The sequence below is a fragment of the Roseomonas sp. KE2513 genome, assembly GCF_016107305.1.
GTDB lineage: Bacteria > Pseudomonadota > Alphaproteobacteria > Acetobacterales > Acetobacteraceae > Roseomonas.
In genome coordinates, this window is record NZ_RCVR01000001.1 from 397886 (window position 1) to 416893 (window position 19008).

Here is a 19008-nt window from a genome sequence, read left to right on the forward strand (position 1 = left end):
GCGGGTTGGGTGCCGCGACCAGGGATCGCCGTTCTGGCGAGGCCCGGCATCAGCGCCGCATGTTGAGCGTGTCCTGCAGCAGTTCATCCGAGACGGTCACGATTTTCGTGTTCGCCGAATAGGCGCGCTGGGCGAGGATGAGCTTCGAGAATTCGGAGGCGAGGTCCACGTTCGAGCCCTCCAGCGAGGAGGTGACGATCTTGCCGCTGCCGTTCGAGGAGGCGTCGTTCACCCGCGCCTCGCCACTGTCGTTCGTGCGGAGATAGGCCTGGCCGTCCACCTTCTGCAGCTTGTCGGGGTCGGCGAAGGTGACGATGGGCACGCGGCCGATCGTGCGCGACTGGCCGTTGTCGTAGTTCACCGTCAGGTCGCCGGTGTCGGAGAGGGAGACGGTGGAGAAGCTGCCAAGCGGCACGCCGTCCTGGGAGATGTCGCGCAGCGTGTATTCCTGCCCGGAATACTGGGTGAGGCCCGAGGCCTGGCCATAATCACCGAGCTTCAGGTTTACCGTCTGCGGCCCCTGCCCGAAATCCGCGGTGAACTGGATCGTCGCAGGGTCACCCACGACCGGCGGGTCGTTCACGACAGTCAGGCCGGACGCGCCGGAGAAGGAGCCGATCGTTCCGGCATTAACCGCGGGCGTCGCCGTCGTGCCGAAGCTCACGTCCACGCTGCGGGTTCCGCCCATCGTGTCGTCCGGGATGGACATGCCCAGGCTCCACTGGTTCGTGCCCGTGTTCGTCCAGGTCATGTCCACGTCGTGGAGACGGCCGAGGCTGTCATAGATCTTGATCTGCGCGCTCACCGGCTTCGTCGTGGAGTCCGCGGGCAGGTTGGCGGAGAGGTTCACGTTCTCCGTCGGCACGGGGTTGTAGACCGACTGGTCCACGCGCATCGGATTGACGGTGGAGCGGTCGGGGTTGCCCTGCGAATCAGTGCTCCAGCCCTGCAGGTAGTAGCCCTGGCCGTTCACGAGGTAGCCGTCGCGGTCCATGTTGAAGTCGCCCGCGCGCGTGTAGAAGTCGCGCGCGTCGAAGACCGGCTTGCCGTTCTCCGTACTCCGCGGCAGGGCGACGGCGAACATCCCCTGCCCCGCGACCGCCATCGCGAGCGGGTTGTCTGAGGGCTGCACCGTGCCCTGCACCGTTACGGTGTAGTCGGGCCGCGCGATGACCGAGCCCGGCTGGTTCACCTGCTGGTTGGAACGGGTGACGTAGGACACGAAGTTGGAATCGGTGCGCTTGAAGCCGGTTGTCTGGCTGTTGGCGACGTTGTCGGCCACGTTGCCCAGCGCGCGCGACTGTGCGGTGAGCCCGCTGATAGCCGTGGTCATCGAGGCGTAGAGCGACATGTTGGCTCCCTGTCCTGTGGGGCTGTGGCGGGGCGGGCGGTGCGCCTGGCGCCGGCGGGGGTTCGAAACCCCACCTGCACCACCCTGCCCGGCCGCCCGGGTGGGGGCGCTGGCGCAACCCATGTGCCAGCCATCCGGCAGGGTTCCGCGGCGCCCCTTGCCGCTCACCCGGCAGAGCCTGCCGCCCTTGGGGACAAGCGTGCCGCCGCGGCGTGGCCACGGGCTGGCAAGCGGCTTGCGGAAGGGGGTTGCGGGGCCGCGCTGACGCCCCCGGGGAGCAGAGCCGAGGATGGAAGCGCTGGACAGCCTACCGACAACCGGCTCCGCCACGGGGGCGCCCGCCGCGCCCGCCGGGGCCATCCCTGCTGGGAAGGGCTTCCACCGAACCCTCCGGGATGTGCGGGAGGAGGGTGGATCCGCCGCCGTGACGCCGCTCGGTGCCGGGCCCAGGTACGCCGCGGCCCGGATGACACCCGCTGCGGGCGGCGCGGCGCCGGCGGTTCCCGCCCAGGGGGTTCCGGGGCAGGTCGCCCAGGGACAAGCCGCGGGGGTGCAGGCCGTCGTGGCTCAGGGCAGCGCAGGCCAGGCTTTTCCGATTCAGGCGCTACCTCCATGTGGGAACGAGCGCGGACAGACCCCGCCCATGGAAGCCGCAGGCCAGGAAGGCCGGTCCGGAGAAGCGGCGATCCCCTCCGCGTCCCCAGTTTCCACCGTCCCGCAAAATGCAGGGCAAGTCGTGGCGGGCAACTCGGCGAAGTCGGCGGCCGGCAAGATGCCGTCGTCCCCTTCTGCCGGGGCCCCGCCGATCGGCGGGGCCGCCCAGCACGGCAAGGGGGCGCCCCCTGGTCAGGGCGTTCCCGCGTCGGTCGACGCAAAGGAGGACGCCGAGGCGACCACGAGCGCCGAAATGGGCGAGCTCGCGCAGGCGGAGAATGCGCCCGCGCTCCCCTGGCCGGCCATGCCCGCCGATGCCGGGGTGGAGACGGGTGCCCTCGGCCTCATGCCGCCGAACATGGCTGGAGAGGCGGGCGTCTCGCCGCAGGAGCCCCTTGCGGTGGCAAATCCCTTTCCTGCCGGGGCTCCGATCGCCGGGCAGGTCCCGCCGCCCGCATCGTCCACGGTGAATCCGGCGGCCGTCCCCACGGGAACGGCCAGGGCAATCGGAACGGGCCGGGCGATCAACGGGGCTGCCAACAGGGCGGCCAGCGGTGCCTCTTCGCCTACGCCCGGCGCGGCCGGATCGGCCGCGGCCGGCGAGGTAGAAACGGGCGGGACCGTAGCCAAGGGGGCAGAGGGAGCCAGGAAGGCCTCCGCCCCCTCGGAGAAACAGGTGTGGGCGGAGCATCCGGGGCAACGGGCCGATGGACCCAGCCTGCCGGGGTCACCGGTCGCGGAGCGGCTTCCGGGATCGGCACCCTCGAGCTTCGAAGCCCTGCTCGGCGAGGGCGGGAAGGCGTCGGAAGCCGGTCAGGCGCGCGCCGGGGGTGAGGCCACGGCGGCATCGGTTGTGCCCGCCACAGCCTCGTCTGCCCTGCCCGTTGGGATCATGCCGGCGCATAGCCCGCCGCCCGCGGCAATGCCGGTCTTGGCGCCGCCGCCGGAGGCAGGCCCGGCCCCGCGCCTGATGCCGCGCGTTGCCCCAGCCGAGCAGGTGGCGCCTGTCGCGATCGCCCTCGCCCTGGGCGGCGGCACGAATGGGCGGATCAGCCTCAGCCTCGATCCGGTGGAACTCGGCCGGGTGGAGGTAACGGTGGAGCGGGTGGGGGAAGGCGCGCGTGTCCAGGTTGCGGCGGAACGGCCGGAGACTCTCGCCCTCTTGGCGCGGGACGGCGCCTCGCTGGAAAGGGCGCTCGGCGGTGCCGGGATCGGCGGCGACGGCGGGCGGAGCATCAGCTTCTCGCTTCTCGGCGGCGATGCGGGCGGACAGGGAAATGCCTTCGGGAATGGCCAGGGCCGCACCGGCTGGTCGGAGAGCGGACGCGGCGGCCAAGGCGGCGGCCAGGGCGGCGGGAGGCAGGGCGGCTCCTGGCGCGGCGCCGCGGGCGAGCCGCCCGAGGTCTTGAACACGCAGCACCGAGTCCTGCTCGGCCTGCTCGATATCGCGATCTAGGAGGGTAAACATGGCCACCACCGCGGCCGCCGCGACAACCGCGGCAAGCAGCACGACAGCCGGTTCTATGGCCTCGAAATCTGGTACGCAGCTTGCCGGTAACTTCAACAACTTTCTCGCTCTGCTGACAACGCAGCTGAAGAACCAATCCCCGACCGACCCGCTCGACACGAACCAGATGACGAACCAGCTCGTGCAGTTCGCCTCGGTCGAGCAGCAGATCTCGATGAACAAGAACCTCGAGCAGATGGTCTCGCTTCAGCAGGCGGCACAACTCACGGCAGCGGCGCCGTTGATGGGACAGCGGGTGGAGGTGGAGGGCGACTCGCTTCCCCTGCAGAACGGCACCGCCACCATCCGCCTGCCGGCCGGGGGTAATGCGCGTATGGCCGAAGTGACCGTGACGGACAGCGCCGGGCGGACGCTTCGCAAGACTCAGGTGAAGCTTGGCCAGTCCGCGCAGGACTGGCAGTGGGACGGGCGCGACGCGACCGGGAACAAGCTCGCGGACGGTGCCTACAGGGTGGCTGTGACGGGCGCGGATGCCTCGGGCGGCGCTGCCGCGACGAGCTTCACCGTTATCGGCACAGCGACGGCGGCGGAGCGCGCCGATGGGGTGCTGAGGCTCCGCATCGGCGGCGCGACCTATACCTTCGACAAGGTGCGCTCGATCGGGGCCGGGGCCTGACGCAAAGGAGCGCTCGGTAACCTCCTCTTAACCCCGGCCCGGCAAAGATTGCCGGGCCGGCAGAATGCCGGCTCGAGAGGGCCGCGGGATGCGAGAGGTAGGGGTTCGTTCTTCCGGACCGTTCGACGCGGGGAGCCGCTGAATGCCGGGCTTCCTCGAGCAACTGCGTGCCCTCGGGCCGGTGCGCCTCGCGGCGATGGGAGGAACGGCGCTCGCCGTCCTCGGGCTCCTCGCCTGGTTCGGGATGCGAGCCGGGCAGCCGGGCATGACCCTCCTCTACTCCGACCTGGATGCACGTGACGCGGGGGCGGTGGTCGCGACGCTCGACCGCCAGAAGGTGCCCTACCGGCTCGGCGCGGGCGGCACGACCATCCTTGTGCCCGAGGAAATGGTGCCGCGCCTTCGCCTCGCCCTCGCGCGTGAGGGGCTGCCCGCTGGCGGCAATGTCGGCTGGGAGATCTTCGACCGCGGTGAGAGCCTGACCACCACCCCCTTCCAGCAGGACGTTAACCGGCTGCGCGCCATGGAGGGCGAGCTGGCCCGGACGATCCGCGGCCTGGCCGGCGTGCGGGCCGCGCGGGTGCACCTCGTGCTCCCGCGGCGCGAGGCCTTCTCCCGCCAGCAGTCCGAGGCGCAAGCCAGCGTGGTGCTGACCATGCAGGGCGTGCAGCGGCTGGACCGGGAGGGCGTGCAGGCGGTGCTGCACCTGGTGGCGACCGCCGTGCCCGGGCTGCAGGCTCGCAACGTCTCCATCGTGGACAGCCGCGGGGAACTGCTGGCCCGCGGCGGGCAGGCCGTGAGCGGCCCCGCCGCCGCCGCCACGCAGGAGGAGATGCGCCGTGCCGAGGGCATGCGCATCGCCCGCTCGTTGGAGGAGATGCTGGAGCGCAGCCTTGGCGCCGGCCGCGTCAGGGCCGAGGCGACGGTGGAGATGGATTTCGACCGCGTCCAGACGACCGAGGAGCGCTTCGACCCCGAGAACCAGGTGCCCCGCAGCGTCCAGAACAGCCAGGAGCAGTCGCGCGGCGCGGAGGGCGGCAATGTCTCCGTCGCCAACCAGCTCCCGGGTGCGGATGGCGCCGGTGGGGGCGGTGGTTCCTCGGAGAGCAAGTCCGAGGAGACGACGAACTTCGAAATCGGCAAGACCGTCCGCAACACGGTCCGCGAGCACCCGGTGGTGCGTCGCCTTTCAGTCGCCGTGCTGGTGGACGGCGTGTGGGAGGGGACGCCGCCCGCCTTCCGCGAGCGAGGTGCCGAGGAGCTGGCGCGCATCGGCACGCTCGTGCGCAGCGCCGTCGGCTTCGATGAGCGGCGCGGCGACCGGGTGGAGGTCGTCTCCATGCGCTTCGCGGCGCCCGAGGGCGGCGATAGTCCGATGGATGCGGGCGTGCTGGGCTTGGGGATCGGGCCGGCGACGGTCGCCCGGCTGGTGGAATCGGCGCTCTACGCGGTCGTCGCCCTGTTGGCCATTCTCCTCGTCGTGCGCCCCATGACACGGCGGCTGACCGCGACGCTCATCCCGCCGGCACTGGCCGCGGCACCAGAGGGAGCCGCGCTGCCGGGCGTGGCGGGTGCCGCGGGCGCGGCCCTGGCAGGGCCGGCCGCGATCGGTGCCCTGGCCGGACCGGGCGGTGTCCTGGCTGGTCCGGATGATGGCGGGCCCGAGGATGAATCGATGGTCACCATGAACCGCGTGCAGGGCCAGCTCCGCGCCTCTTCGATCGCGAGGGTGAACGCCCTGATCGAAAGCAACCCTGACGAGGGGCTGACGGTGATCCGTGGCTGGCTGGCCCCTGAAGGAACCTGACGATGGCATCGCCCCTGAACGGACCGCAGAAGGCCGCAGTCATTCTCCTGACCCTTGCCGAGGAGCACTCCGAAAAGCTTTTCGCTAGACTGCACGAGGACGAGATCAAGGACGTCTCGGCGGCCATGGCGACCCTTGGCGTCGTGGACGCGACGGTGGTGGAGGATCTCTGCAAGGAGTTCTCCGACGCGCTGGGCGCGACCGGCAAGCTCGTCGGCTCCTACGAAACGACCGAGCGGATGCTGCTCAAGACGCTCCCGAGGGACCGCGTCCAGCAAATCATGGAGGAGATCCGCGGCCCCGCCGGGCGGACCATGTGGGACAAGCTCGGCAACGTGTCCGAGGCCGTTCTCGCGAACTACCTCAAGAACGAATACCCGCAGACGGTCGCCGTCGTGCTCTCCAAGGTGAAGCCCGATCACGCGGCGCGCGTGCTGGCGCTGCTGCCCGAGGGCTTCGCCATGGAGGTGGTGATGCGGATGCTGCGAATGGAGACGGTGCAGAAGGAAGCACTGGAGGGCGTCGAGCGCACGCTGAAGATGGAGTTCATGAGCAACCTGGCGCGCGCCAGCCGCCAGGACAGCCACGAGGTCATGGCCGAGATCTTCAACAACCTCGATCGCGCCGCCGAGGGACGGATCATGGCCGCGTTGGAGGAGCGCAACCGCGAGAGCGCGGAGCGCATCCGGGCGCTGATGTTCACCTTCGACGACCTCGCCCGCCTCGACGGACAGGGCGTGCAGCTCCTGCTGCGCAGCGTGGAGAAGGACAAGCTGGCGCTGGCGCTGAAGGGCGCGAGCGAGCCGTTGAAGGACCTGTTCTACCGCAATCTGTCAGAGCGCGCGGCGAAGATGCTGAAGGACGACGTGGCGGCGCTCGGCGCCGTCAGGCTGCGCGACGTGGACGAGGCGCAGGCCGCGATGGTCGCCACCGCGAAGGACTTGGCCGCCTCCGGCCAGATCCAGCTTGAGGATGGGCAGGAGGCCATGATCGCGTGACGCGCTTCGCGGGAATGCCGCCATGCTGAGTTCCTCCCCTCTGATGACCGGACTGCGCGGCCTAGCGCTGCCCGACCTCGACGCACCGGCCGTCACGATTCCCGCCGAGCCGCCGCCGACCGCAATCGAGGAGCGGGTGGAGGAGGCCCGCCGCGAGGGGCACGCCGCCGGTCTGCGGGAGGGCGAGGCCCGCGGGCGGGCGGCCGAGCAGGTGTCCCGAGACGCCCTGCGGGACGAGGCCATCCGCGTCGCGCTGCTGGAGCTCGAGGGCGCCCGCGCCGCCGCGCGGGAGGCGAGCGATGCGGGCGCGCATGCCCTGGCCTCGCTGCTGGTCGGCATGGTGGACGCCGCCCTGCCCGGCGCCGCCGCGCGCGAGGCGGCGGCGCTGCTGGAGCCGCTGGTGAAGGCGCTCGGCCCGGTGGAGGACGCGCCAGCCGGCGCGACGCTGCGGGTGCCCCCTGCGCTGCTCGACCACGCGCGCACCCGCTTCGTTGCGCTCGGCCTGCCAATCGAGCCCGATCCGGCGCTGCCGGAGGGGGATGCACGCATCGCCTGGAAGCATGGCGGCCTCGAGCTCGACCTTTCCCGCCGCCGCGCGGCCATCAAGGAATGCCTGGAGGCGCTGCGGCTGACGCCCCCGGATAGAACAGGAGACAGCCTGTGACGAATGGATTCGAGCCAGTTTCCGCGAATGAGGCCGCCGAGCCCCGCCCGCCCGGGGCGAGCCAGGGGTTAGACGCCGTCTATGACATCCCCGTGCAGGTCAGCGCGGTGCTGGGACGCGCGACGCTTCAGGTGAGCCAACTTCTGAAGCTGGGACGCGGCGCGGTGGTGGAGCTGGACCGCAAGCTGGGCGAGGCGGTGGACATTTACGTCAACAATCGCCTCGTCGCCCGCGGTGAGGTGGTCATGGTCGAGGACAACCGCCTGGGTGTGACGATGACGGAAATCGTGAAGGCGGACCGGGCAGGATGACGCGCCTCCTTATCATCGGCAGCCTCGAGGCGGAGCTCGGGCATGCGGCGCGGATCGCGATGTCGCGCGGGGCGCGTCTGCGGCAGGCGGACGGCGTCACCTCCGGCCTGGCCATGGCGCGGACAGAGGGTTTCGACCTTATCCTCTGCGACGTGCTGCACGACGTCGGCTGGATGGTCTCATCCCTCGAGGCGGAGCGGATCTCCTGCCCGGTGGTCGCCTGCGGGCGCAACGCGGACGCAGCCTCGGCCGTGCGGGCGATCCAGGCGGGGGCGAAGGAGTTCCTGCCCCTGCCACCGGACGCCGACCTGATCGCGGCGATGCTGCAGGCCGCGACCGGCGAGCCCGACGCACCCGTGCACCGCGACCCCGCCATGGCGGCCGTGCTGCGCCGTGCCAAGGGCGTCGCGCGCGCCGAGGCGAGCGTGCTGATCACCGGTGAGAGCGGCACGGGCAAGGAGGTGCTGGCTCGCTACATCCACCAGCACTCCCGCCGCGCACAGGGCGCCTTCGTCGCGCTCAACTGCGCGGCTCTGCCGGAGGCGCTGCTGGAGAGCGAGCTGTTCGGCCACGAGAAGGGCGCATTCTCCGGTGCTGTGGCGGCGCGGCGCGGCAAGTTCGAGCAGGCGGACGGCGGCACGCTGCTGCTGGACGAGATCGGCGAGATGGATCCGCGGCTGCAGGCGAAGATCCTGCGCGCCTTGCAGGAGCGGGAGATCGACCGGCTCGGCGGCGCGGGCCCGGTGAAGGTGGATGTCCGCATTCTCGCGGCCACCAACCGGGACCTCGCGGCCGAGGTGGCGGCGGGGCGCTTCCGGGAGGACCTGTTCTTCCGGCTGAACGTGGTGGCCTTGCGGATCCCCGCGCTGCGCGACCGACCCGACGACATCCTGCCGATCGCCGAGCACTTCGCGCAGCGCTACGCCGAGGCGAACGGGCTGCCGCACCGTCGCTTCGCCCCTGCCGCGCGCGCCGCGCTGCTCACGCACCCCTGGTCCGGCAATGTGCGTGAACTGGAGAACACCGTGCATCGCGCCGTGCTGCTGGCCGAAGGTGACGAGATCGGCCCGGAGGCTGTGGAGCTGCACACCCCGCTGCCGCGCGCGGCTGCCGCTGCCGGTGCCGGTGCCGGTGCCGGTGCCGGTGCCGGTGCCGGTGCCGGTGCCGCGAACGAGCCTGCGGCGCCCGTACGGGCCATTGGCGTCGCGGCCCTCGTCGGGCGAAAAATGGAGGAGGTGGAGCGCGACCTCATCATCGAGACGCTGACGCATTGCCTGGGCAACCGGACGCGCGCGGCAGAGATCCTCGGCATCTCCATCCGTACGCTGCGGAACAAGCTGCACGAGTACCGCGCGGCAGGGGCGCCGGTCCCGGTCGCCCCCGGGCAGATGCCCGTGGCCCCTCTCCCCTACGCGATGGGCTGAGCCATGGTCGCGCTGCCCGCCTGGGTCCGGACGATCGGCGCCTCCACGGACGTGGCGCTGGCGCTCGGCGTCGGCATGCTCATCGTCGTGCTGGTGGTCCCGCTTCCTGTGCCGATGCTGGACGCGGGGCTGGCACTTTCGGTTACGCTGTCGGTGCTCGTGCTGATGACCGCGCTGTTCCTCCAGCGGCCGCTCGACTTCACCTCCTTCCCGACGATCCTGCTGCTGACCACGCTGCTGCGCCTCGCGCTGAACGTCGCGACCACGCGCACCATCCTCACCCACGGGCATGAGGGCCCTTCGGCGGCGGGCCACGTGGTTTCGGCCTTCGGCGGCTTCCTGATGGGCGGCGACGTGGTGGTGGGGCTGATCGTTTTCGCCATCCTCCTCGTCGTGAACTTCATGGTGGTGACGAAGGGCTCCGGCCGCATCGCCGAGGTCGCGGCGCGCTTCAGCCTGGACGCCATGCCCGGCAAGCAGATGGCGATCGACGCCGACCTCTCCTCCGGCCTCATCGACGAGAAGGTGGCGCGCATCCGCCGGGCGGAGCTGGAGGCGGAGAGCGGCTTCTACGGCGCCATGGATGGTGCCGCGAAATTCGTACGCGGCGACGCGATCGCGGGGCTGATCGTCACCTTCATCAACCTGCTCGGCGGCATTGCGATCGGCGCTGGGCGGCACGGGCTGCCCTTTCTCAATGCCATCTCCACCTTCGCCTCGCTCACGGTCGGCGATGGGCTTGTCTCGCAGATCCCGGCGCTGCTGACCTCGGTCGCTGCCGGCGTTGTGGTCACCAAGGGCAACACGGAGGGCACGGCGGACAAGGCGATGGTCCAGCAGCTGGGCCTGGCCAAGCCGCTCTGGATCGCCTCCGGCGCCGCCGTGATGATGGGGCTGCTGCCGGGCATGCCGCTGATCCCCTTCGTGATGCTTGCCGCAGGCTTCGGCGCGGGCGCCTGGAACCGCAACAAGTCCGACGATGCGGCGGAAGCCGTGGCCGCGGCGCCGCCGGCGGTCGCGCCCGAGCCGCCGATCGCTGATACCCTGCGGATCGATCTTCTCCGCATCGAGCTCGGCTACGGGCTGCTGTCGCTCGCGGCCGGCGAGGGGCCGCGGCTGACGGACCAGATCCGCAACCTCCGCAAGACCGTCGCGCAGGAGATGGGCTTCGTGCTGCCGAGCGTGCGCCTGCAGGACAACCTGCATCTGCGTCCGCACGAGTACGTGGTGCGCGTGAAGGAGATCGAGGCCGGGCGGGGCGAATTGCGGATTCCGATGCAGCTGGCGATCGACCCCTCGGGCAACCGCCCGGACATGCCGGGCGAGCCCTGCGAGGAACCCACCTTCGGCCTGCCTGCGCTCTGGATCGAGGAGCACCGGCGCGAGGAGGCGCTGGCCCGCGGCTGCACCGTCGTGGACGGCGCCGGCGTGCTGGCGACCCACCTGACCGAGGTGGTGCGCGAGAACATGCCGGAGCTGCTGAGCCATGCCGAGGCGCAGAAGCTGCTGGACGACCTGCCGGCCGAGAACGCGAAGCTGCTGGCCGACCTCATTCCCGCGCAGATCACGACGGGCGGCGTGCAGCGCGTGCTGCAGGCGCTGCTGGCCGAGCGCGTCTCCATCCGTGACCTGCCGACGATCCTGGAGGGCATCCAGGAGGCGCTGGCGACGGGCGCGCGGGGCGTCCCCGCCATCGTCGCGGTGGTGCGGACGCGGCTGGCGCGCCAGCTCTCGGACGCGGCGCGCGGGCCGGAGGGCTACGTGCCCCTGATCTCGCTCTCCGCAGAGTGGGAGCAGGCCTTCGCCGAGGCGCTGATCGGCCCGGGCGACGAGCGGCAGCTTGCAATGGCGCCCTCCCGCCTGCACGAGTTCATGCAGCGCGCGCGGGACGCCTTCGACAAGGCGACGGCCATGGGTGACCAGCCCGTGCTCGTCTGCAGCCCCGCGGTGCGCGCCCATGTGCGCGCGATCGTGGAGCGCTTCCGCCCCTCCACCGCCGTGCTGGCGCAGACGGAGATCCATCCCCGCGCGCGCATTCGCACGGTGGGCGCTGTCTAGCCTTCATCATCGGGTAACCACGGGGGCCCCAGGCTCTTCCCATGCGGCTTCGAGTCTTCCGCGCTGCCAGGATGGCAGATGCCATGGCGGAGTGTCGCCAGGCACTGGGCCCGGACGCGCTCATCCTCTCCACCCGGCGCACCGCCTCGGGCGTCGAGGTGACGGCCGCGCTGGAGCCGGCGGAGGAGGCCCCTCCCCCGCCACCGCCCGCTGTCGCCGCACCGGTAGCGGGCCCGCCTGACGCGCTGGCCCGCCACAACATGCCCGCTGCCCTGCGCGCGAGGATCGGCGCGGGCAGCCCGGCCGCGTTGGCCGCGGCGCTCCGCTTCGCGGAAGTGCCTGATCCTTCGGCGCGGCCGCTGGCGCTGGTCGGCCCGCCGGGCGCGGGCAAGACCCTTACCTGCGCCAAGCTGGCGACGCGCCTCGTGCTGCAGGGGAATATCCCGCTGGTCGTGACGGCCGATTCGCAGCGGGCGGGCGCGACGGAGCAGATCGCCGCCTTCACCCGCGTGCTCGGCGCGCCGCTGGCGGTGGCGGGCACAGGCGCACAGCTCGCCCAGGCTCTGGCCAGGCGAACGCGGGGCCAGCCGATGTTGCTGGATACCGCCGGCTGCGACCCCTTCGATCCCGCCCAGGCGGAACAACTCCTCGCCCTGCTGCGCGTGACCGATGCCGCACCGCTGCTGGTGATGCCCGCGGGTCTGGATGCCGAGGAAGCGGCGGAGACGGCGCGCGCCTTTGCGGCGCTCGGTGCCCGCCACATGCTGCCGACTCGCCTCGACGGCGCCCGGCGCCTCGGGGCCGTGCTGGCGGCCGCCCTCGCTGGGCCGCTGGCGCTGACCGAGGCCGGCACGGGCGCCGGCGCGGCCGATGGCCTGACTCCCCTCACCCCCGCTTGGCTGTCGGCGCGCCTCGCCGGCCCCGCACGCCGCCCGCAGGAGGCCGCATGAACATCGTCCCGACGAACGGGGCCCGGCTGATCGGGATCGCCTCCGGCAAGGGCGGCGTGGGCAAGACGGTGCTGGCCATCGGCCTCGCCCAGGCCCTCGCCCGTGCGGGGCGGCGTGTGCTGTTGGCGGACGGGGATCTTGGCCTCGCGAACGTGGACGTGCAGCTCGGACTGTCCGTCCGGCAGGATCTCATGGCGGTTCTGGCGGAACAGGTGCCGCTGCGCGAAGCCGTGGTCGCGCGGGAAGAGGGATTCGACGTGCTGCCCGGCCGCTCGGGCTCCGGCGGGTTGGCCGCGCTCGATCCCGGCTGGATCGACCGCTTTCTGGCGCTGCTGCGCGGCGCCCCCTACGACCATGTGGTGCTTGATATCGGCGCGGGGCTGGATCCGGTGCCGCGCCGGCTCTCCGCGGGATGCGACACCCTGGTGGTGGTGGCGACCGACGAGCCGACGAGCCTCACCGACGCCTATGCGGTGCTGAAGCTGCTGGCGCGCGACGCGCCGGGGGCGGATGCGCGGGTGGTCGTGAACCTCGCGGCCGATGCGGCCCAGGGGGCGCGCACCCACGGCGCGCTGGACCGGGCCTGCCGCGGCTTTCTCGGCCGGGGGGTCGCGCTAGCCGGTGTGGTTCGGCGGGATGCGAAGGTACGCGACGCCATCCGGCACCAGGCGCCGCTGCTGACCCGCCACCCAACCTGCAACGCCGCGCGGGACCTGGAGGCGCTGGCGGGCGGGCTGCTCGGGGTGCGGGCCGCGGCCTGAGGACGCGTCAGGCGCGCCGCAGCACCAGCAGGGTGCCGGGCACGGGGGCGCCGCGTTCCTCGCGCAGCGTCACCTCGCCCTGCGCGACGGGGTGCAGGCGGGTGGCCTCGGCAAGCTTCAGCACATGGGCGGGGTCGTGGCGGTAGCGCATCCCCTCCCCCAGGGCGTAGGGCGCGCCCTCGCCGGTCTCGATGCTGAAGGCGGCGTGGCCGCCGGGGCGCAGCGCGGCGGCGGTGGCGTTAAGGGCGGGCGCGAGGTCGCCGAGGTAGTTCAGCACGTCGGAGGCGGCGATCAGGTCGTACTCCCTCCGATGGGCGGCGAGGAAGGTGACCAGCTCCGCCTCCTCCAGCGCCTCGTAGATGCCGCGCTGGCGCGCGATGTCCAGCATGCGCGGGGAGAGGTCCACGCCCGTCATCCGCCGTGCCCAGGGTCTGAGGGCTTGGCCGGAAAGGCCGGTGCCGCAGCCGAGGTCGAGCACATCCAGCTCGCCGGCCGGCGCGGTGGCGCCGCGGAGGAGTTCGGCCAGGGCTTCGGGCGTGCGGTAGCCCAGGGTGTCCGTAAGCTCGGATTCGAAGCGGGGCGCGTAGGTGTCGAAGAGGTTGCGGACATAGGACTCGGGCGGGCGAGCCGGCGCCTTGCCCTCGCCGAGGGAGGCGAGGAAGAAGCGCGCCTGGGCACCCACCGTTCCGCCGGCCGAGAGGGCGCGGCGGGCGGCCTCGGCCGCACCGGGCAGGCTGGCCTCGCGCAGGCCGTGGGCGAGGGCGAGCTGCGCCTCCGGATCGGCAGGGGCCAGCGCCGCCGCCTCCCGCAGGTGCGGCAGGGCCTCCGCCACCCGGCCGAGCGCGCAGAGGGCCTGGCCGAGGTTGCGGCGGGAAACGGCGTCGCCCGGGCGCATGGCGACGACGCGGGTGAGGACGGTGACGGCCTCCTCCAGTTGTCCGGCCGCGGCCAGCGTTGCGCCGCGGGCAGCCAGGAACACCGGGCTGTCCGGCATGGCGGCAACGGCGCGGGAGGAGAGGACGAGCGCCCCCTCGAGGTCGCCGTGCTGGCGGGCGATGATGCCGAGCAGGTTCATCGCGTTCGGCTCGTTCGGCTCCAGCTCGAAGGCGCGGCGGTAGAGGGCGATGGCGCCCTGGTCGTCGCCCACCGCTTGGCGTGCCGCGCCCTCCCGCACCAGGGCGGCGGCGGCCTGCCGGGAATCGAGGGGCGTGTTGGTCTGCGACATCGGATGCTCCGGAGAGGGCCGGCGGGGCGGGCGATCGGCCCCTCCCCTACAGGATCGGCCGGTTCCTGTCCCTGCCCGCCCGATCCGTTGGGGACCCATCTAGCGCGGCGGCGCGAGCCGCGCGAGAAATGGCGCCACGGGCACGGGAACGGCCGTGCCGGCCCCGGAGAGAGACGCCGATGACGAAGCTGACCCGCCGCGCCGCCATTCTGTCCGCCGCCGCCCTGCCGGCGGCGCTGGCCCACCCTGCCCTGGCCCAGTCGGGCGATCCGTTCAAGATCGGGCTGGTCCTGCCGATGACCGGCCCCTTCGCCAGCACGGGGCGGCAGATCGATGCGGCGATCAAGGCCTGGCTGCGCGCCAACCCCGCCCCCGTGGCCGGCAAACGCTTCGAGATCCTGCTGCGCGACGACACCGGCGTGGCCCCCGACGTCACCCGCCGGCTGGCGCAGGAGCTGGTGGTGCGCGAGCGCGTACGGGCCCTGGCCGGCTTCGGGCTGACGCCGCTCGCCCTTTCCGCCGCGCCGATCGCGACCGAGGCGAAGGTGCCGATGATCGTGATGGCGGCCGCGACGAGCATCATCCCGCAGCGCTCCCCCTATATCGTGCGGACGAGCTTCACCCTGCCGCAGGCGGTGCGGCCGATGGCGGAGTGGGCGGCGAAGAACGGCATCAAGTCCGTCGTCACGATGGTGACGGACTTCGCGCCCGGCCTCGACTCCGAGAAGGCCTTCAAGGAGGCCTTCGCGGCCGCCGGCGGCAACGTGGTGGCCGAGATCCGCACGCCGCTGCGCAACCCCGACTACGCGCCCTTCCTGCAGCGCGTGCGGGACGTGAAGCCGGACGCGCTGTTCATCTTCGTCCCCTCCGGCGAGGGGTCGGCGCTGATCAAGCAGTTCAGCGAGCGCGGGCTGAAGGAGGCGGGCATCCGCCTGATCGGCACGGGCGACGTGCTGGACGACGACATCCTGAACGACATGGGCGATGCGGTGCTCGGCGCCGTCACTTCCCACCACTACTCCACCGCGCATGAGAGCCCGGAGAACGCCGCCTTCCGCGAGGCCTTCAAGGCGGTCGCACCGGATATGCGCCCGAACTTCATGGCGGTGGGTGGCTGGGACGGCATGCACCTGCTGGCCGAGGCGCTGCGCCGCACGAACGGTGATGTGGACGGCACGAAGCTGGTGGAGGCAATGAAGGGTCAGTCCTGGACCTCTCCGCGCGGCCCTGTCTCGATCGACCCGGCGACGCGCGAGATGGTGCAGGACATCTACATCCGACGCACGGAGCGGCGCGACGGGCAGCTCTGGAACATCGAGTTCGACAAGATCCAGGGCGTGAAGGACGCGGCCTGAGGCGGCAGGGGAACGCCCAGGCATGGCCGCGGCCATCACTGTCCTGCTCGACGGCGTCGCGAGCGGGATGCTGCTCTTCGTGCTGTCGGTCGGGCTGTCCGTCACGCTCGGGCTGATGAACGTGGTGAATCTCGCCCACGGGGCCTTCGGCATGGTGGGCGGTTATGTCTGCGTGGTGCTGCTGAGCCGGGCGGGCGTGCCCTTCGTGCCCAGCCTCGCGGCCGCGACGCTGGCCGCGGCGGCGCTGGGCTGGGTGCTGGAGCGGCTGCTCTATGTTCGCCTCTACGGGCGGGACCATCTGGACCAGGTGCTCTTCTCCATCGGACTGGTCTTCGTGATGGGCGCGGTCGCGGACTGGCTGATGGGGGCGCGGCAGCAGCTTATCCAACTGCCGGAATGGCTCTCCGGGCGGGTGGAGATCGGAGGCATCGGTCTCGGACGCTATCGCATCTTCCTTATCCTGCTCTGCGGGGTGGTGGCGGCGGGCCTGCATTTCGGGCTTGTGCGGACGCGCTTCGGAGCGCGGCTGCGGGCGGCGGTGGATGACGGCGTGGTGGCGCGCGGCATGGGGCTGCCGGTCGGGCGGATATTCTCCCTCACCTTCGCGCTCGGCTCGGGGCTCGCGGGGCTGGGCGGGGCGCTAGGGGTGGAGGTGCTGGGCCTCGATCCGAACTTCCCGCTGAAATACCTCGTCTACTTCCTCGTGGTGGTGGCGGTGGGGGGCGCGAACTCTGTCATTGGCCCCTTCGTCGCGGCCATCCTGCTCGGCGTGCTCGACGTTGCCGGGAAGTACTGGGTGCCGCAGGTGGGGGCCTTCGTGATCTACACGGCCATGGTTGTGCTGCTGCTCGCCCGCCCTGATGGGCTGCTGGCGAAGGCGCGATCCTGATGCGGGTGCTGTTGCACGCCCTGCCCTGGCTGGCGGCGATCGCGGCCTACTTCCTGATGCCGGAGCAATTGCCCCTGCTCTCCTCCATCGCCATCGCGGCGCTGTTCACCGTCTCGCTAGACCTGATCGTCGGCTATGCGGGGGTGGTGACGCTCGGGCAGGCCGCCTTCTTCGGGGCCGGGGCCTATACGGCGGGGCTGCTGGCGCAGAACGGCTGGGGCGAGCCTCTTTCCGGGCTGCTGGCGGCGGCGGCGGTGGCTACGGTTCTCGGGCTGATTACCGCGCCGCTCGTGCTGCGCTCGGGGGCGCTGGCGGGGTTGATGGTGACGCTCGGCCTCGGGCTGATGCTCTACGAAGCGGCGAACAAGGCCGCGCCTATTACCGGCGGGGCGGACGGGTTGCAGGGAGTGGAGGTCTGGCCGGTGCTCGGCGTCTTCCGCTTCGATCTCTACGGGCAGACGGCCTATCTCTACAGCCTCGCGGTCCTCTTTATTCTCTTCTGGTTGGCAAAGCTGATCGTGGCCTCGCCCTACGGCCTCTCACTGCGGGGGATCAACGGCAATCCCCGCCGCGCGCCGGCGCTGGGCGTGCCGGTGAAGGCGCGGCTGACGGCGGCCTATGCGCTGGCGGCCGCCTATGCCGGGGTGGCCGGCGCCCTGCTTGCCCAGACCACCGCCTTCGTCTCGCTCGATGCCCTCTCCTTCCAGCGCTCGGCTGACGGGCTGCTGATGCTGGTTCTGGGGGGCTTGGGCAGCCTCTACGGCGCGCTGATCGGGGCGGCGGCCTTTACCCTCGCGCACCACGCGCTGAGCGAGGCGAGCCCGATTTTCTGGCAGTTCTGGCTCGGCATCGCGCTCATCGCGCTGGCGCTGTTCGGGCGCGGCGGGCTGATGGGGCTGTTACGGAAGCTCCTGCCGCGGGGGGCTGGCTCTTGAGCGGCGGCGCCCTTCAGACTCAGGGGCTGACACGCCGTTTCGGGACCTTCACGGCGGTCGACAAGGTCTCGCTCTCGGTAGCCGAGGGGGCGCGGCACGCGCTGATCGGGCCGAACGGCGCGGGCAAGACGACCTTCGTGAACCTGCTCTCCGGCGCTATCCCCGCCAGCGCCGGCAGCGTGGCACTACTGGGGGAGGACGTAACGGCGGCGCCGCAGCACGCGCGGGTGCGGCGCGGCCTGGCGCGCACCTTTCAGGTGAACCAGCTCTTCGCCGAGCTTTCCCCGCGCGAGGCGGTGGTGCTGGCGGTATCGGAGCGCGCGGGGGCGGGCGGCACCTGGTGGCGTCCGGTTTCCTCCATGCCGGCACTGCGAGGGGAGGCGGATGCGCTGCTCGACCTCGTGCGCTTCCCCATCGCCGGGCGGGACGGGCGCACGGGCGCGCTCGCCTATGGGCGGCAGCGGCTGCTGGAGATCGCGCTAGCGCTCGCCATGAAACCCCGCGTGCTGCTGCTGGACGAGCCCGCCGCCGGCGTGCCGCCTGCCGAAAGCCGCGAGGTGCTGGAGGCCGTCTCCGCCCTGCCGCGCGACGTGGCGGTGCTGCTCATCGAGCACGACATGGACCTTGTGTTTCGCTTCGCCGAGCGCATCACCGTGCTCGCCCAGGGCGCCGTGCTGGCGGATGGGGAGCCGAACGCCATCGCGCGCGATCCCCGCGTGAAGGAGGCCTATCTCGGCACCATGGAAGTAGGGGTTGGGGAGGTCGGCCATGGCTGAGCCGCTCCTCGTCGTGGACGGCCTCACCGGCGGGTGGGGCGAGGGCGTGGTGCTGGAGAACCTCTCCCTCTCGCTGCGGGAGGGCGAGGCGATGGCGCTGCTCGGCCGCAACGGTGCCGGCAAGACAACGCTCATCTGCTCACTGATGGGCGTGGCCCGGCGCCGCGCTGGGGCGATCCGCCTCGGCGGGGTTCCGCTGGAGCGGCTGGCGACGGAGAGGCGCGCCGTCCTCGGCCTCGGCTGGGTGCCGCAGGAGCGCAACATCTTCCGCTCCCTCACGGTGGAGGAGAACCTGACCGCCGTGGCCCGCCCCGGGCGTTGGGACCTCCGGGCTGTCTACGGCCTGATGCCGCGGTTGGAGGAGCGCCGCGCCAATCTCGGCAATGAGCTGTCGGGCGGGGAGCAGCAGATGCTTGCCCTCGGCCGCGCGCTGATGCTGAACCCGCGCCTGCTGCTGCTAGACGAGCCGCTGGAGGGCCTGGCCCCCGTGATCGTCCAGGCCTTGCTCGCCGCCATCCGCCGCCTCGTGCGGGACGAGGGGATGACGGCGATCATCGTGGAGCAGCACGCCCACCAGATCCTCCCCATCGCCGACCGTGCCGTGATCCTTGATCGCGGGCGGGTGGCGGCGGAGGGGTCCGCGGCGGAGATGCTGGCCGCGCCGGAAATTCTCGACCGGCATCTCGGCCTGAACGCGCATTAGAAG

Annotated in this window: 17 protein-coding genes; 15 read left to right on the forward strand and 2 right to left on the reverse strand. The window is 71.8% G+C overall.

From position 1 onward, the window contains the following. Positions 1 to 49: 49 nt before the first annotated feature. On the reverse strand, positions 50 to 1351 hold the full coding sequence (gene flgE, locus D9599_RS01945; RefSeq protein ID WP_198379494.1) for a flagellar hook protein FlgE: 1302 nt from the start codon (positions 1349 to 1351) through the stop codon (positions 50 to 52). 289 nt (positions 1352 to 1640) lie between these two features. Here flgE and D9599_RS01950 point away from each other — a divergent pair, with 289 nt between their 5' ends. The 10 genes from D9599_RS01950 (at position 1641) to D9599_RS01995 (ending at position 13122) form a co-directional block, all read left to right on the forward strand. Next, positions 1641 to 3461: a flagellar hook-length control protein FliK gene (locus D9599_RS01950; RefSeq protein WP_198379495.1), complete on the forward strand. Its 1821-nt coding sequence runs from the start codon at positions 1641 to 1643 to the stop codon at positions 3459 to 3461. A 10-nt stretch (positions 3462 to 3471) separates the two neighbouring features. Beyond that, entirely contained in the window at positions 3472 to 4149 is a 678-nt protein-coding gene (locus tag D9599_RS01955) for a flagellar hook assembly protein FlgD (RefSeq protein WP_198379496.1), read from the forward strand. Positions 4150 to 4291: 142 nt separating this feature from the next. Next, a complete protein-coding gene (fliF, locus tag D9599_RS01960) occupies positions 4292 to 5956 on the forward strand; it encodes a flagellar basal-body MS-ring/collar protein FliF (protein ID WP_198379497.1) in 1665 nt (554 codons plus the stop codon). Between the two features lie 2 nt (positions 5957 to 5958). Next, the gene (fliG, locus tag D9599_RS01965; protein WP_198379498.1) at positions 5959 to 6954 is read left to right on the forward strand and encodes a flagellar motor switch protein FliG; all 996 of its coding nucleotides are present in this window, start codon (positions 5959 to 5961) and stop codon (positions 6952 to 6954) included. Positions 6955 to 6976: 22 nt separating this feature from the next. Continuing rightward, on the forward strand, positions 6977 to 7618 hold the full coding sequence (locus tag D9599_RS01970; protein ID WP_198379499.1) for a hypothetical protein: 642 nt from the start codon (positions 6977 to 6979) through the stop codon (positions 7616 to 7618). Beyond that, entirely contained in the window at positions 7615 to 7929 is a 315-nt protein-coding gene (fliN, locus tag D9599_RS01975; protein ID WP_198379500.1) for a flagellar motor switch protein FliN, read from the forward strand. The genes D9599_RS01970 and fliN overlap by 4 nt, the downstream gene beginning before the upstream one ends. Then, positions 7926 to 9353: a sigma-54 dependent transcriptional regulator gene (locus D9599_RS01980; protein ID WP_198379501.1), complete on the forward strand. Its 1428-nt coding sequence runs from the start codon at positions 7926 to 7928 to the stop codon at positions 9351 to 9353. Before fliN ends, D9599_RS01980 begins: the two co-directional genes overlap by 4 nt. Positions 9354 to 9356: 3 nt before the next feature. Then, positions 9357 to 11411 (forward strand): flagellar biosynthesis protein FlhA, encoded by a 2055-nt coding sequence (gene flhA / locus D9599_RS01985; RefSeq protein ID WP_198379502.1) that lies wholly within the window; start codon positions 9357 to 9359, stop codon positions 11409 to 11411. A 41-nt stretch (positions 11412 to 11452) separates the two neighbouring features. Beyond that, complete coding sequence (locus D9599_RS01990; RefSeq protein ID WP_198379503.1) at positions 11453 to 12361, forward strand: hypothetical protein; 909 nt, start codon at positions 11453 to 11455, stop codon at positions 12359 to 12361. After that, positions 12358 to 13122, forward strand: coding sequence for an AAA family ATPase (locus D9599_RS01995; protein ID WP_198379504.1), 765 nt, complete (start codon positions 12358 to 12360; stop codon positions 13120 to 13122). The genes D9599_RS01990 and D9599_RS01995 overlap by 4 nt, the downstream gene beginning before the upstream one ends. Before the next feature lie 7 nt (positions 13123 to 13129). Here the strand turns inward: D9599_RS01995 and D9599_RS02000 are convergent, their stop codons facing one another. Continuing rightward, positions 13130 to 14347 (reverse strand): methyltransferase, encoded by a 1218-nt coding sequence (locus D9599_RS02000; protein ID WP_198379505.1) that lies wholly within the window; start codon positions 14345 to 14347, stop codon positions 13130 to 13132. A 179-nt stretch (positions 14348 to 14526) separates the two neighbouring features. On the opposite strand from D9599_RS02000, the gene D9599_RS02005 reads away from it, so the two are divergent. The 5 genes from D9599_RS02005 to D9599_RS02025 are packed head-to-tail and all read left to right on the forward strand — an operon-like array spanning position 14527 to position 19005. After that, positions 14527 to 15702, forward strand: coding sequence for an ABC transporter substrate-binding protein (locus D9599_RS02005; RefSeq protein ID WP_232480020.1), 1176 nt, complete (start codon positions 14527 to 14529; stop codon positions 15700 to 15702). Between the two features lie 22 nt (positions 15703 to 15724). Next, on the forward strand, positions 15725 to 16591 hold the full coding sequence (locus tag D9599_RS02010; RefSeq protein ID WP_198379506.1) for a branched-chain amino acid ABC transporter permease: 867 nt from the start codon (positions 15725 to 15727) through the stop codon (positions 16589 to 16591). Then, the gene (locus tag D9599_RS02015) at positions 16591 to 17526 is read left to right on the forward strand and encodes a branched-chain amino acid ABC transporter permease (protein ID WP_198379507.1); all 936 of its coding nucleotides are present in this window, start codon (positions 16591 to 16593) and stop codon (positions 17524 to 17526) included. Before D9599_RS02010 ends, D9599_RS02015 begins: the two co-directional genes overlap by 1 nt. Beyond that, positions 17523 to 18302, forward strand: a complete 780-nt coding sequence (locus D9599_RS02020; protein WP_198379508.1) for an ABC transporter ATP-binding protein — start codon at positions 17523 to 17525, stop codon at positions 18300 to 18302. Before D9599_RS02015 ends, D9599_RS02020 begins: the two co-directional genes overlap by 4 nt. Then, on the forward strand, positions 18295 to 19005 hold the full coding sequence (locus D9599_RS02025; RefSeq protein ID WP_198379509.1) for an ABC transporter ATP-binding protein: 711 nt from the start codon (positions 18295 to 18297) through the stop codon (positions 19003 to 19005). The genes D9599_RS02020 and D9599_RS02025 overlap by 8 nt, the downstream gene beginning before the upstream one ends. The last annotated feature ends 3 nt before the right edge of the window (positions 19006 to 19008 follow it).

What these genes read in the sequence shown, in the direction of transcription:
- flgE (WP_198379494.1), bottom strand. Translation starts at nt 1,351, where the DNA reads ATGTCGCTCTACGCCTCGATGACCACGGCTATCAGCGGGCTCACCGCA.
- D9599_RS01950 (WP_198379495.1), top strand. Translation starts at nt 1,641, where the DNA reads ATGGAAGCGCTGGACAGCCTACCGACAACCGGCTCCGCCACGGGGGCG.
- D9599_RS01955 (WP_198379496.1), top strand. Translation starts at nt 3,472, where the DNA reads ATGGCCACCACCGCGGCCGCCGCGACAACCGCGGCAAGCAGCACGACA.
- fliF (WP_198379497.1), top strand. Translation starts at nt 4,292, where the DNA reads ATGCCGGGCTTCCTCGAGCAACTGCGTGCCCTCGGGCCGGTGCGCCTC.
- fliG (WP_198379498.1), top strand. Translation starts at nt 5,959, where the DNA reads ATGGCATCGCCCCTGAACGGACCGCAGAAGGCCGCAGTCATTCTCCTG.
- D9599_RS01970 (WP_198379499.1), top strand. Translation starts at nt 6,977, where the DNA reads ATGCTGAGTTCCTCCCCTCTGATGACCGGACTGCGCGGCCTAGCGCTG.
- D9599_RS01980 (WP_198379501.1), top strand. Translation starts at nt 7,926, where the DNA reads ATGACGCGCCTCCTTATCATCGGCAGCCTCGAGGCGGAGCTCGGGCAT.
- flhA (WP_198379502.1), top strand. Translation starts at nt 9,357, where the DNA reads ATGGTCGCGCTGCCCGCCTGGGTCCGGACGATCGGCGCCTCCACGGAC.
- D9599_RS01990 (WP_198379503.1), top strand. Translation starts at nt 11,453, where the DNA reads ATGCGGCTTCGAGTCTTCCGCGCTGCCAGGATGGCAGATGCCATGGCG.
- D9599_RS01995 (WP_198379504.1), top strand. Translation starts at nt 12,358, where the DNA reads ATGAACATCGTCCCGACGAACGGGGCCCGGCTGATCGGGATCGCCTCC.
- D9599_RS02000 (WP_198379505.1), bottom strand. Translation starts at nt 14,347, where the DNA reads ATGTCGCAGACCAACACGCCCCTCGATTCCCGGCAGGCCGCCGCCGCC.
- D9599_RS02005 (WP_232480020.1), top strand. Translation starts at nt 14,527, where the DNA reads ATGACGAAGCTGACCCGCCGCGCCGCCATTCTGTCCGCCGCCGCCCTG.
- D9599_RS02010 (WP_198379506.1), top strand. Translation starts at nt 15,725, where the DNA reads ATGGCCGCGGCCATCACTGTCCTGCTCGACGGCGTCGCGAGCGGGATG.
- D9599_RS02015 (WP_198379507.1), top strand. Translation starts at nt 16,591, where the DNA reads ATGCGGGTGCTGTTGCACGCCCTGCCCTGGCTGGCGGCGATCGCGGCC.
- D9599_RS02025 (WP_198379509.1), top strand. Translation starts at nt 18,295, where the DNA reads ATGGCTGAGCCGCTCCTCGTCGTGGACGGCCTCACCGGCGGGTGGGGC.